Here is a 13,194-nt window from a genome sequence, read left to right on the forward strand (position 1 = left end):
CCGCCGGAACCGATTGTCAGACCCGGCCCGTAGAGTCGGAGACGACTGATCGGACCAGCGGGCGGGAGGTGACCGGACGTATGCGCGACACGGCGACGGCCGAGCACACGGCCCCGCGCGTCCCCGCGGCCCTCGCGGCCGTCTTCCTCCCCGCCCCCCTCCCGCGCGACGGCCGGGTCGCCTTCTGGGACCCCGACGGCGGCGCCCCGGCGGAGCTGCCCGCGGCCGAGCCCACCGAGCTGACCGTCGTGCGCCGCCACGGCTCCGGAGCCCGCCGCAGGCCGGCCCCCGCGTTCAGCATGCCCCTCGACCGGGCCCTGCCGCTGCTCGTGCGGGCCCGGCACGACCCCGCCGCACACCCCGCCACCGCCTGCTGGGGAGCGGCCGCCCTGCACGCCCTGCGGCTCGCCGCCCGCGGCCGTCTCCTGCCCGGCCTGACGCCCACCGGCCACGACGCCTGGCGGGCCGGCCCCCTCGACCCCGACGACCTCGCCCACCTGCGCGCCATCGCCGCCGCCCTGCCACCCGAGGGCCACGCGGTGCCACTGCCCGGCGGCGGCCCGCTCCGGCTCCCCGAGCCGGAAGCCCTGATGCGCTCCTTCCTGGACGCCGTCGCGGACACCCTGCCCCGCACCCCCGCCGCACCCCACGCCTGCGGACGCCCCTTCGCCGACCGCCGCCCGCAGCGACTGCCCAACGCCCACGAGTGGGCCGCCGAGGTCGCCGCCGGCATGGACGCGGGCGTGCGCGTCTCCCTGCGCCTCGACCTCGCGGCCTACGACCTGTTCGACACCGGCCAGGAGAGCGCGGACGGCGAACGGCTGCGCCGCGCGGGCGCCGCGATCGTCCAGGTGCACAGCCTCGCCGACCCCACCCTCGTCGCCGACGCCGCAGCCCTGTGGGCGGGTGAGGCGGACGCCGAGTTCGGACCCCGCGCCCGCGTGGACGCCGCCCTCGCCGTCCGCCGCGCGGCCCGCGTCTGGCCCCCGCTGGACCGGCTCGCCGAACAGGACGTGCCCGACGTCCTCGCGCTGTCCGAGGAAGAGCTGGGCGACCTGCTGGGCGTCGCCGCCACCCGGCTCGCCGCCGCCGGGGTCGCCGTCCACTGGCCGCGCGACCTCGCCCGCGACCTCACCGCCACCGCCGTGGTCCGCCCCGCCCCGGGCTCCGCCACCGACGGCACGGGATTCTTCGAGAGCGAGGAGCTGCTCCAGTTCCGCTGGCAGCTCGCGCTCGGCGGCGACCCGCTCGGCGAGGCCGAGATGGACACCCTCGCCGAAGCCCACCGGCCCGTCGTGCGGCTGCGCGACCAGTGGGTCCTCGTCGACCCCGCCCTCGTCCGCAAGGCCCGCAAGCGGGAACTCGGCCTGCTCGACCCGGTCGACGCCCTCTCCGTCGCGCTCACCGGCAGCGCCGAGGTCGACGGCGAGACCGTCGAGGCCGTGCCGGCCGGGGCGCTCGCCGCCCTGCGCGACCGCCTCACCGCCGGGATCCGCCCCGCCGAACCCCCCGCCGGACTGCGCGCCACCCTCCGCGACTACCAGCTGCGCGGCCTCGCCTGGCTCGACCTGATGACCTCCCTCGGCCTCGGCGGCTGCCTCGCCGACGACATGGGCCTCGGCAAGACCGTCACCGTCATCGCCCTCCACCTGAAACGCGCCCGCCCCGAACCGACCCTCGTGGTCTGCCCCGCCTCCCTCCTCGGCAACTGGCAGCGGGAGATCGAACGGTTCGCCCCCGGCGTCCCCGTCCGCCGCTACCACGGCACCGGCCGCACCCTCGACGACCTCGACGGCGGATTCGTCCTCACCACGTACGGCACCATGCGCTCGGCCGCCCCGGTCCTCGCCGGACAGCGGTGGGGCATGGTCGTCGCCGACGAGGCCCAGCACGTCAAGAACCCGTACTCGGCCACCGCCAAGGCCCTGCGCACCATCCCCACCCCCGCGCGCGTGGCCCTGACGGGCACCCCCGTCGAGAACAACCTCTCCGAACTGTGGGCGCTGCTCGACTGGACGACACCCGGACTGCTCGGCCCGCTGAAGTCCTTCCGCGCCCGGCACGCCCGCGCGGTGGAGAACGGCGAGGACGACGAGGCGGTGACCCGGCTCGCCCGGCTGGTGCGCCCCTTCCTGCTGCGCCGCAAGAAGTCCGACCCCGGCATCGTCCCCGAGCTGCCGCCCAAGACGGAGACCGACCACCCCGTCCCCCTCACCCGCGAACAGGCCGCGCTCTACGAGGCGGTGGTGCGCGAATCGCTGCTCGCCATCGAGACGGCCGAGGGCATGGCGCGCCGGGGCCTGGTCCTGAAGCTGCTGACCTCCCTCAAGCAGATCTGCGACCACCCCGCGCTCTACCTCAAGGAAGACCCCGCTCAGCACGGCGCCGACCGGATCGCGGCCCGCTCCGGCAAGCTCGCCCTGCTGGACGAGCTGCTGGACACCCTCCTCGCCGAGGACGGCTCGGCCCTGGTCTTCACCCAGTACGTGGGGATGGCCCGTCTCATCAGCGCCCACCTCGCCGCCCGCGCGGTCCCCGTCGACCTGCTGCACGGCGGGACACCGGTGGCCGAGCGCGAGCGGATGGTCGACCGCTTCCAGAGCGGGGCCACCCCCGTCCTCGTCCTCTCCCTCAAGGCGGCCGGCACCGGCCTGAACCTGACCCGCGCGGGCCACGTCGTCCACTTCGACCGCTGGTGGAACCCGGCCGTCGAGGAGCAGGCCACCGACCGCGCGTACCGCATCGGGCAGACCCAGCCCGTGCAGGTCCACCGCCTGGTCACCGAGGGCACGGTGGAGGACCGCATCGCCGAGATGCTCGCCGCCAAGCGGGCCCTGGCCGACGCCGTCCTCGGCTCCGGTGAGGCGGCGCTCACCGAACTGACCGACCGTGAACTGTCCGAGCTGGTCTCGCTCAGGAGGACGCCGTGAGCGGAGTACGACCGGGACGGAGCACCGGGGACACGGACGCCGAAAGGGCGGTCCCGCACGAGGCGGGCCGGCCGCAGAGCGGGGCCGAGGGGGAACACGCCGAGCAGGCACCGACCGCCGGTCCGGCGGCTGCGGCTCGCCGGGCGCTGCGTGCGGCGCGTGCGGGGCGCGCAGCGGCGGACGGGGAAACGCCGCCGGACGCGGTCACGGACGACGGGACACCACCCCCGCGGCCCCGTCGCTCCGGGACGGCGCAGGGCGCGCCGGCCGCGGCGCTCGGCGAGTCCGGTGACACGGATGACGGCGCACGGGCCCCCGAGAGCCGGACCGGCCGCCGGAACGGGGAAGACCGGGAGGACCAGGGGGGCCGGGAGCACGCGGAGAGCGGCGGGGGCGGCGGGGACACCGAGCCGCGGACAGAGCAGGAGCGGCAAGAGCTGCCGGAGCCGCGGGCGAGGCAGGAGGGGCGCGGGCACCGGCCCGGCGATGCCGCCCGCGCGGCACTCCGCCGGGCGGTCGCGGCCCGTCGGGGAGCGGAGCGGGGCACCCCCGAGGAGGCGGGGGAGAGGGTCCCCGAGGAGGCTCCGGAGACCGACGCGTCGCAGGGCCCGGACGCCGGTCCGGCCCCGGTCCCGTCCTCCCCGGGCGAGGGCCCCGCGACCACCCCCGCGCGCTCGGACCGGGCGGGGGACACCCGCCCCGCCGACGTGGCCCGCGACGCGCTGCGCGCCGCCCGCAGGGAGCGGGAGCGCGACCGCGCGGCCGGGGCACGCGAAGGCGGCAGGACCGCGCGCACCGCGCCGGGACGCCCGGCCCGCCCGGTGCCGTCCCGGGCCGCCGCGGCGAGCCGGGAGATGGCCGCGTTCCTGGCGAACGCCTTCCGCATGCCGGCCGACACGGACGGCCCGGCCGAGCCCTGGCCCGCCGACGGAACGTCCCCGCTCGACGGCACGCTCGCCGGACCGCCCCGGTCCGGCGGACCCTCCGGCTCCGACGGGACATCCGAACCCGGCGGGGCAACCGGCTCCGACGGGCCTTCCGGACCCGGCGGGGCAACCGGTTCCGGCGGGACATCCGAACCCGGCGGGGCGACCGCACCCGGCCAGGACCGCCGCCCCGACGCGGGTCACCGCCCGGGCGGCCCGCCCCGTTCCGCACCCTCGAAACCCGAGCCCGACGCCGCGCACGCACCGTCGGACACCGCCGCCCGTCCCGCCGCCGTGCCCGCCCGCAGCCCCGGTTCCATGGCCTCGCCCCACCGCGACGGTGACCTGCGCCGCACGTTCCCCGCCCTCCCGCCCCGGCCGGCGGCACGGGACGGGAGGTTCGCGCAGACCTGGTGGGGCAACGCCTGGATCACCGCGCTGGAGGAGGGCGCGCTGGACGCCAAGCGGCTGGCGCGCGGGCGTGGATACGCCGAGCAGGGGCTGGTGGACGCCATCACGGTGACGCCGGGCCTGGTGCTGGCGTACGTCAAGGGCAGCCGTCCCAGGCCGTACCGCGTCCAGGTCCGGCTGCGCACACTGGAGGACGCCGACTGGGAGCGGTTCCTGCACGCCGCGGCGGACCGGCCGGGGCACATCGCCGCGCTGCTGGACAAGGAGATGCCGCACGCCCTGGCGGAGGGCGACGTGCCACTGCTGCCCGGCCCAGGCGACCTGGTACCCACCTGCAGCTGCCCCGATCGCGGCCACCCCTGCAAGCACGCCGCCGCCCTCTGCTACCAGACGGCCCGGCTGCTCGACGCCGACCCCTTCGTGCTGCTCCTGCTGCGCGGGCGCGGGGAGCGCGAACTCCTCGACGCCCTGTCCCGGCTGAGCGCCACGCGCGCCGCCCGCGCCGCCCAGGAACGGGACCCGGCGCCGCTGCCGGGCGTACGCGCCACCGACGCCCTCGCCCCGCGCGCCCTCCCGCCGCTCCCTGCTCCGTCACGGACCCCGGCCCACCCCGAGCAGCCTCCGGCGTACCCGGCGGCACCCGGCGGGCCCGACCCGCTCGCGCTGGACCAGCTCGCCACCGACGCCGCCGCCCGCGCCCACGCCCTGCTCGCCACCGGGCGCGACCCGGTCGCCGGGCTCACCCTGTGGCAGGACGCGGTACGGCTCGCCGCGGCCCGGCCGGGCGCGGGGCTCACCGCCGCCACCCGCGGTCTGTACGCCTCGCTGGCGTCCGCCGCGGGCCGCACGCCCGGCGAGCTGGCGCGCGCGGTGGCCGCCTGGCGGCAGGGCGGCCTCGACGGGCTGGCCGCGCTGGAGGAGCCCTGGGACCCGCCGGCCGGCCGCTTCGACCGCGCCCGCCCCCTCCTGCGGGCCGCCGACTTCCCCCCGTTCCGGCCCTGGCGCAACCGCCTGACCCACCCACGCGGCAACCTCCAGCTCCGCCTGGGCCGCGACGGTCTCTGGTACGCCTACGAGTCCGAGCCGGGCGCGGACGACTGGTGGCCGCGCGGCACCCCGGACCCCGACCCGGTGGGCGCCCTGACCGGCCTCGGTGCCCCCACCGAACCCTGACCCGGCCGAACCCTGACCCGGCCGAACCCTGACCCGGCCGAACCCCTGACCCGGGCCGCGGCCGCCCCGCCACGTCAGGCACGGACGGCGCGCGCGGATGTCCCGCGAGTGCACCGGACACGTGCCCGCAGTGCACCGGACCCGCCGGGCGCTGCAGGATCACCGCCGGTTGACCAGCATCCTGGCGGCCTCTCAGCACCCGCTCGCCGCGGGCGCCTTCGACGAGAGGGCGATCGACCCGGAGGCGGAACGCTTCGGCGCCGAGCGCGCCGGCGCCACGATCGTCGGACTGGAGGGGGCCTCCCACGCCGTCGCCGTGTCCCGGCCGAGGGAGGTCGCGGACCTCATCCGCGACGCGGTGCGCGCGACGAGCCGACGCCACCGCGCGACGGGCACGGCGCCGGCCGGGAGCGGCCCCGCGTTCGTGCGGGAACGCGTGGGGCGAGCGGGGTACGTTTCGCTGTGAGGTACAGGCGGTCCGTCCGCCGTCACGCGGAAGGAAGCGATCCTGAACACCCAGCTCGCGGAGGCGCTGTCCGCGGCCCTGCTCGTCCTGGTCCTGGCCGCCGCGGTCGTCCGTCCCTTCGGCCTGCCGGAGGCGGTGGTGGCCGTGCCCGCGGCAGTTCTGGTGATCGCCACCGGGGCGATCTCGCCGGACGTCGCCCTGGAGGAGGTCGAGCGGCTCGCACCCGTGACCGCCTTCCTGGCGGCCGTGCTCGTCCTGGCCCAGCTCTGTGACGACGAGGGCCTGTTCCGCGCGTGCGGGGCGTGGATGGCGCGCACCGCGGCCGCCCGGCCGCGCCGTCTGCTGGCCCAGGTGTTCGTGGCCGCGTCGGCGATCACGGCGGTGCTCAGCCTGGACGCCACGGTGGTCCTGCTGACGCCGGTGGTGTTCGCCACCGCCGCCCGGCTGGGCGCCCGCGCCAAACCGCACGTGTACGCCTGCACCCACCTGTCGAACACGGCGTCCCTGCTGCTGCCCGTGTCGAACCTGACCAACCTGCTGGCGTTCACCGCGAGCGGGCTGAGCTTCACCCGGTTCGCCGCGCTCATGGCACTGCCCTGGCTCGCCGCGATCGCCGTCGAGTACCTGGTCTTCCGCCGTTTCTTCGCCTCCGACCTGGACGCCGGGGCCCAGCCGGGCGCGGTGGGCGAGCCGCCGCCGCTGCCGGTGTTCGCCCTGGTCACCGTCGGGTGCACGCTGGCCGGGTTCGTGCTGGCCTCGGCGGTCGGCGTCGACCCGGCCTGGGCGGCGCTGGCGGGCGCGCTGACCCTGGCCTGCAGGGCCCTGCTCCGGCGGCGCACCACTGCCCGGGCGCTGGCGAGCGCCGCCTCTCTGCCCTTCCTCGCCTTCGTGCTCGCGCTCGGGATCGTGGTCCGGGGGGTCGTGGACAACGGGCTCGACGAGGTCCTGGGACACCTGATCCCCGCGGGCACCGGGCTGCCCGAACTGTTCGCCGTCGCCGCGCTGGCCGCCGTGCTCGCGAACGTGATCAACAACCTGCCCGCCGTGCTGGTGCTGCTGCCGCTGACCGCCGCGTCGGGGCCCGGTGCCGTGCTCGCCGTGCTGCTCGGGGTGAACATCGGACCCAACCTCACCTACGCCGGCTCGCTGGCCACCCTGCTGTGGCGGCGTGTCGTCCACGCCCACGACGGCGAGGTGGAGCTGAAGGAGTTCACCCGGCTCGGCGTGTACGCGGTACCGGCGAGCCTGGCGGCCGCCGTGCCGGCACTGTGGGTCTCGCTGGCCGTGATCGGAGGAGGCTGACCTCATGGCCGTGGCCGTCTGGATCGCCGAGGGCACCTGGCCCGCCTGTGTGGACGCCGCCCGCGCCCACGTCCCGGCGGACGCCGATGTCGTCCTGCTGCACGTCACCCCGGCCGGTGTCCCCGGTGCGGCCCACGGCGCCTTCGCCGGGCTGCTCGGCCGCGGGCATCCCGAGCGCGACCCGGGGACGCGGCTGGAACGGCTCGCCGCCGCTTCCGCGGGGGACCTGCTCCAGGCCGCCGCCGACCGCCTGGGCCGGCCCTGTACGCGCGTCGAGCGCACCGGGCGGGTCGAGCGGGAGGTCGTCGCCGCGGCCGAGGACTGCGAGCTGCTGATCCTGGCGCGGGACGGCGACCGCACCCACCCCGGCCCGCACAGCCTCGGACCGGCCGGCCGTTTCGTCGTCGACCACGCCCCCTGCCCGGTGCTGCTGGTATGGCCCGGGCCGCCGCCCGGCCCGTCCGCCGCGCCGCCGGTGCCGCCACCCTCCTGACGGTGACGGCGGTGACGCGCGCGCCCCGCCGGTGCCGAGCGCACCGGCGGGGCGCGTGGCCGCTCGCCGCCGTTCGGTCAGCAGGTGGAGTTGGTCTGCGTGAGCAGGCCCATGCGCCAGGGCAGGCGGAGGTAGTCGCCGCCGGCACTGGGGTCCATGCCCTGGTAGACGTACTGCATCCGGCACGGGTTGATGGTGAGGGTCTGGTCGTTGCTCGCGCGGACCAGCTCGCCGTGGCTGATGTCCTGGGTCCAGGCGCCGCCGGGGAAGGAGACGTTGGCGCGGCCCGCGAAGGGCTCGTTCTCCGTGGCGGCGAGGGGGGTCCAGGTTCCGGTGAGGCTGGTGGAGGTGTAGGAGCGGAAGTAGCGCCGGCCGGTGGAGCCGATGGCCTCCTGGAGGAGCAGGTACTGGTTGCTGCCCGCCACCTTGTACACGTTGGACGCCTCGAACAGGTTGAACTTGGTGTCCGACAGCACGATCCGCGTGTTGCCGAAGCCGTTCGGGAAGTTGGCCAGGCTGGTCTGGGCGCGGTAGATGTGGCCGTTGTCGTCGCTGAAGAACAGGTGGCAGTCGGCCGTGTCGCAGATGACCCAGAAGTCGATCCAGGTGCCGTCGCCCTTGTTCTGGGTGACGATGGGCGGCTCCTGGGAGATGAAGGTGCGCGGCGCGGACCAGGAGTTCGGATCGGCGGGGTTGGTGCTGGTGGAGTAGGTGGGCGGACCGGTCTGGTAGACCATGTACCACAGGTTCTGCGGGGCGAAGTAGAACACCTGCGGGGCGGCCCGGTATCCGCGGCCGATGGCCGAGGCGGTGTCGAGGTAGGTGTGCGGCGCGGAGGCGGCCTGCGACCAGTCGGCGAAGTTGAACTGGACCAGACCCCAGCCGGCGGGGCTGGCGGTGGTCGCGTACGTCAGCCACTGGTTGTTGTGCCGTACGACGGAGAAGTCCTTGATGGCGAGCGCCTGCGGGTGCTGCGCGTCCGGTTTCGGGCCGGCCAGGACACCGCTGGAGGACCAGCGGAACGTGGACGGCAGCGATCCCCCGCCGCTCCCGGAGCCGACGCGGACCAGTTGCCACTGCTGGTTGGTGCCGCCCCAGTCGGCGTACTGCACGACCTTGGCGCCGTCCGCGGTGGAGCCGCCCTGCACCTCGACGGCCTTGCCGCTGTTGCGGTTGATCAGCCGGACGTGTCCGTCCGGCGAATCGGCCAGCCGGAACTGCTGGTTGGTGCCGTTCAGGTCACTCCACTGCACGATGCTGCCGCCGTCGGCGGTGGAGTAGTTGTACACGTCGAGGACTTTGCCGGAGTGCTGGGCCCGCAGACGGTAGTAGCCGCCGCCCGCGTCCACGAACTGGAACCGCTGGTTGGCGCTGTCGCTGCGGGTCCACTGCTGGACGGACGCGCCGTTGGCGGTGTCCGCGCCGGACACGTCGAGCGCCTTCCCGCTGCCCCGGTTGACCAGCACGTACCAGGCGTTGGGGTCCACGGTGGCCGCGCGCGCCGTCCCGGCGGCGCCGAGCGCGGACAGGAGGGCCGCGAGCAAGGCGGTCACCGCGGTCAGCACCGCTGTTCGTCTGCCGCGTCCCGGCCGTCGCGGTGGATGGGGGGTGCGCATGCCTGTCATGGGCGAACTCTCCTCGTCGGAGTGGGGATGGACGGTTGTGCGGCCGGTGGCTCGGCTCAGGGCGTGGACAGCTCGAACCGTGTGACGCGGACCGAGCCGCCGAGGGCCTGCGTGGCGTGGTTGAAGAGGGCGAACCGGTAGCCCATGAAGAAGCGCCAGTCGTTGCCCATGGAGAAGGCGGGACCGAGGCGGGTGAACGTGACGCCGTCGGTGCTGTACGAGAAGGTTCCGGGGCGGGGCGCTCCGGGGCGGATGTCCGCGCTCGCGCGCAGCCAGATCCGGCCGCCCGGGACGGGGGCGCCCGCGAGCTCCGTGCCGGTGTGGGTGGTGTTCCAGTTGGTGTCCATGGCCGCCCCGCTGACCATCACCACCCGCGTCACGCCGCCGTCGCGCTTCAGGCCGATCCAGGCGGAGGAGTCCCGCAGCAGTGCGAGTCCCGCCCGGTCACCGTCCCGCATCGCCGAGTGGTCGAGCTGGGCCGTGGCGGTGGAGGTGGGGCCCTGGATGCGGTGCGTGAGGGTGTTGCGGGCCCAGTAGAGGTCGTGGGTGACGGTCGCCGTCCGCAGGGTCAGGCCGTCGCCGGCCGACCACTTGGCGGGGTCCGGGTTGTGGTTCCACTCCCATCCCGGCTTGAGGGCCGTGCTGTCGAAGGTGTCGACGCCGGTCATCGGGGTGACCTGGCGGGGCGGCGGGGGCACGGCCGGGCGGGGATACGAGGCGCCCCACGCGCCGTTCACCAGTTGCACGACGGGCCAGCCGTCCGCGGTCCAGGTGACCGGGGCCAGGGCGGGCACGCGGCCGCCCGGGTAGGCGTCGACGAAGGCCAGGTAGTACCAGGCACCGCTCTGCGTCCGCACCAGCCCGCCCTGGTGGGGGACGCCGCCGCCGGGGATCGGTCCCCGCAGGTCGAGCAGGACCTGCCGCATCGTGTACGGGCCGAAGGGGCCGGCGGAGGACTTCAGGATGTACTGGCCGTTCGCGGGGCGGGTCAGGAAGATGTAGTACTGCCCGCCGATCTTGTAGAAGCGGGCGCCCTCGAGGGTGCCCACGCTCGACGGCGTCCTGAAGACCTCCTGCGTACGGACCTGGCTGCGGCCGTCGGGGGAGAGCTGGGCCACGCTGATGGTGGTGTTCCCGTACGCCACGTACAGGGTGTCGTCGGTGTCGACGAGGAGCCCGGCGTCGTAGTAGGGGGTGCCGATCGTCGTCAGCCTGCTCCACGGCCCCTCGGCCGCGGTGGCGGTGTAGATGTACGTCCGGGCGAAGTCGATCTGGCCGAGCCAGTAGAAGGTCCGGTTGCTCGGCCGGTAGGCCAGGGACGACGCCCAGATGCCTCTGACATAGCCTCGGGCGCCGTTCAGGTCGTACTTGGCGCCGAAGTCGAGCACGGGCACCGAGTGGCCGGCGATCTCCCAGTTCACCAGGTCGTACGAGCGCAGGACGGGTGCGCCGGGCGAGTAGTGCATGGTCGAGGCCGAGGCGTAGTAGGTGTCGCCGACGCGGATGACGTCGATGTCCGCGAAGTCCTGCCAGATCACCGGGTTCGTGTAGTCGGCGGCGGCCGCGAGGGCGGGGCCGCGGGGGAGCACGGCGCCGACGGCCAGGCCGGTGGCGGCCGCGAGGGTGCGACGGCGAGTGAGGGGTTGAGGCGACCATGACATATCCATGCGGGCTCTTCTCGGCTTCGTCGAGCGGGGAGTCGGCTCCATTGCGTTTCGAGACGGGGGTCGAAGCCGGGTTTGTTCGAAATATCAAACGCGGATCGACCCATCGAGCACCCTGGATGATAGGAGGTCGACACGCCCCGTCAACCCTTCTCTCGGGGTTCGGCACGCTTTCCGAAACATTCGGAGGATCGGGCTGGCGATTCGCCCCTGTCGGGCCCGGTTCATCCCCGACGGTTCGTCTCTGGTGCCCCACTCGTTGCGCTCAACTGGATCCGGTGCGTGCTGTTGACATGCTCGCGCACATCTCTAGGATCCGTGAGGCCGCCCAACTTTCCGAATGCTGCTCGAAATTTCGAACCCGGCTTCACTCCCTCCGCGTACCGAAGGAGACCTCGGTGCCCAGACGACCCGGCGGACGACTGCTCCGCCTCCTCACGGACGCCGTACTGACGGCGACCGCGGCCGCGACGGCCGGCGCCCAGTCCACCGCCTCGGCCGCACCGGGCAGTCCGGCGCTCACCCCACCCCTGGGGTGGAACAGCTGGAACAGCTTCGGGTGCGGGATCACCGAGACCCAGGTCCGCCAGGCCGCCGACGCGATGGTGTCCACGGGCATGCGGGACGCCGGCTACCGGTACGTCGTGGTCGACGACTGCTGGTTCGACCCGCAACGCGACGCCCGGGGCGAACTCCGGGCCAACCCGGCCAAGTTCCCCAGCGGAATGAAGGCGCTCGGGGACTACATCCACAGCAAGGGCCTGAAGTTCGGCATCTACCAGGCACCCGGCGAGCGCACCTGCGCGCAGGCCGTGGGGAGTTACCCGGGAGCCACGGGCAGCAAGGGCCACGAGGCCCAGGACGCCGCGACGTTCGCCTCGTGGGGCGTCGACTACCTCAAGTACGACTGGTGCTCCCCGAGCGGCACCCGCGACGAGCAGGTCGCGCGGTTCACGCTCATGCGCGACGCCCTGCGCGCCACCGGACGGCCGATCGTGTACAGCATCAACCCCAACAGCCTGCACGCCCCCACCGGAGCCACGTACGACTGGGGCCAGGTCGCCGACCTGTGGCGGACCACCGAGGACCTGCTCGACATCTGGCAGAACGGCAACACCAACAGCTACCCCATGGGCGTCGGCAACGTCCTGGACGTCACCGCGCCGCTGGCCGCGCAGTCGGGACCGGGACACTGGAACGACCCCGACATGCTGGTCGTCGGCCGTCCCGGCCTGACGCAGACCGAGTCCCGCTCCCACTTCGCCCTGTGGGCGCTGATGGGTGCCCCGCTCATGGCCGGCAACGACATCCGCACCATGTCCGCCGACGTGAGCGCCACCCTGCGCAACCCGCGACTGCTCGCCGTGAACCAGGATCCGCTGGGCGCGGGCGGGCGCAGGGTGCGCGACGACGGCGACACCGAGGTGTTCGCCAAACCGCTGGCGGACGGCTCGGTCGCGGTGGGCCTGTTCAACCGGGGAGCCGGCACCGCCACGGTCACCACGACGGCCGCCCAGGCCGGGCTCTCCGGCGGGCCGTTCACCCTCACCGACCTGTGGACCGGCGCCGCGTCGAGCACCTCAGGGCAGATCTCGGCGAGCGTCCCCGCGCACGGCGTCGCCGCCTTCCGGGTGACCGGCGGCAGCCCGCTGGCCGCCACCACGTCACGCCTGCGGGGCAGCGCGTCCGGCCGCTGCGCGGACGTGGACAACGCCTCCACCGCCGCGGGCGCCACCGTGCTGATCTGGGACTGCCACACGGCCGCCAACCAGCTGTGGACCACATGGGCCGGCGGTGAGATCCGCGTCTTCGGCGACAAGTGCCTGGACGCCCGGAACCGGGGCACCACCAACGGCACCCGCGTCATCACCTGGCCCTGCAACGGCCAGGACAACCAGAAGTGGACCCTCGGCACCGACGGGTCCCTCCGCAACGCGCACGCCGGGCTGTGCCTCGACACCGACGGCGCCGCCACCGGCAACGGGACCCCGCTGGTCCTGTGGACCTGCAACGGCCAGGCCGGCCAGAAGTGGTCCCGCGCGTGAGCGGCCGCGGCCCGACGAGCACCGCCCTCGACGCACCACCCCCGGGCGTGGCGCGTCACCGCCCCCGGCACGTCACCCGGCGGCCGGCCGGTGCCGCCCGCCCCGGTCGAGAGCGCCCCGGTTCCCCGACCACGACGCCCGGTGATCCGGTCCTACCCG

Annotated in this window: 7 protein-coding genes and 1 pseudogene; 6 read left to right on the plus strand and 2 right to left on the minus strand. The window is 75.0% G+C overall.

From position 1 onward, the window contains the following. Positions 1-80 precede the first annotated feature (80 nt). From SGLAU_RS26555 to SGLAU_RS26575, 5 genes and pseudogenes are all read left to right on the plus strand, one after another. Entirely contained in the window at positions 81-2,930 is a 2,850-nt protein-coding gene (locus tag SGLAU_RS26555) for a DEAD/DEAH box helicase (protein WP_043505028.1), read from the plus strand. Beyond that, the gene (locus tag SGLAU_RS26560) at positions 2,927-5,440 is read left to right on the plus strand and encodes an SWIM zinc finger family protein (RefSeq protein ID WP_412556248.1); all 2,514 of its coding nucleotides are present in this window, start codon (positions 2,927-2,929) and stop codon (positions 5,438-5,440) included. The genes SGLAU_RS26555 and SGLAU_RS26560 overlap by 4 nt, the downstream gene beginning before the upstream one ends. A 169-nt stretch (positions 5,441-5,609) precedes the next feature. Beyond that, positions 5,610-5,813, plus strand: a pseudogene (locus SGLAU_RS33965) (alpha/beta hydrolase); the annotation flags it as partial. Between the two features lie 135 nt (positions 5,814-5,948). Next, a complete protein-coding gene (locus SGLAU_RS26570; RefSeq protein WP_043505030.1) occupies positions 5,949-7,208 on the plus strand; it encodes an SLC13 family permease in 1,260 nt (419 codons plus the stop codon). 4 nt (positions 7,209-7,212) lie between these two features. Then, positions 7,213-7,701: a universal stress protein gene (locus SGLAU_RS26575; RefSeq protein ID WP_043505032.1), complete on the plus strand. Its 489-nt coding sequence runs from the start codon at positions 7,213-7,215 to the stop codon at positions 7,699-7,701. A 77-nt stretch (positions 7,702-7,778) separates the two neighbouring features. Here the strand turns inward: SGLAU_RS26575 and SGLAU_RS26580 are convergent, their stop codons facing one another. Next, complete coding sequence (locus tag SGLAU_RS26580; protein ID WP_043505033.1) at positions 7,779-9,317, minus strand: non-reducing end alpha-L-arabinofuranosidase family hydrolase; 1,539 nt, start codon at positions 9,315-9,317, stop codon at positions 7,779-7,781. A gap of 65 nt (positions 9,318-9,382) precedes the next feature. Continuing rightward, positions 9,383-10,993 carry a glycoside hydrolase 43 family protein gene (locus SGLAU_RS26585; protein WP_043505034.1) on the minus strand — a complete coding sequence of 537 codons (1,611 nt, stop codon included), beginning with the start codon at positions 10,991-10,993 and terminating at the stop codon, positions 9,383-9,385. Between the two features lie 395 nt (positions 10,994-11,388). Here SGLAU_RS26585 and SGLAU_RS26590 point away from each other — a divergent pair, with 395 nt between their 5' ends. Then, on the plus strand, positions 11,389-13,035 hold the full coding sequence (locus tag SGLAU_RS26590) for a glycoside hydrolase family 27 protein (RefSeq protein WP_043505035.1): 1,647 nt from the start codon (positions 11,389-11,391) through the stop codon (positions 13,033-13,035). Positions 13,036-13,194 lie beyond the last annotated feature (159 nt).

It is taken from the genome of Streptomyces glaucescens (genome assembly GCF_000761215.1).
GTDB classification, from domain to species: domain Bacteria; phylum Actinomycetota; class Actinomycetes; order Streptomycetales; family Streptomycetaceae; genus Streptomyces; species Streptomyces glaucescens_B.

What these genes read in the sequence shown, in the direction of transcription:
- SGLAU_RS26575 (WP_043505032.1), top strand. Translation starts at nt 7,213, where the DNA reads ATGGCCGTGGCCGTCTGGATCGCCGAGGGCACCTGGCCCGCCTGTGTG.
- SGLAU_RS26580 (WP_043505033.1), bottom strand. Translation starts at nt 9,317, where the DNA reads ATGCGCACCCCCCATCCACCGCGACGGCCGGGACGCGGCAGACGAACA.
- SGLAU_RS26555 (WP_043505028.1), top strand. Translation starts at nt 81, where the DNA reads ATGCGCGACACGGCGACGGCCGAGCACACGGCCCCGCGCGTCCCCGCG.
- SGLAU_RS26585 (WP_043505034.1), bottom strand. Translation starts at nt 10,993, where the DNA reads ATGGATATGTCATGGTCGCCTCAACCCCTCACTCGCCGTCGCACCCTC.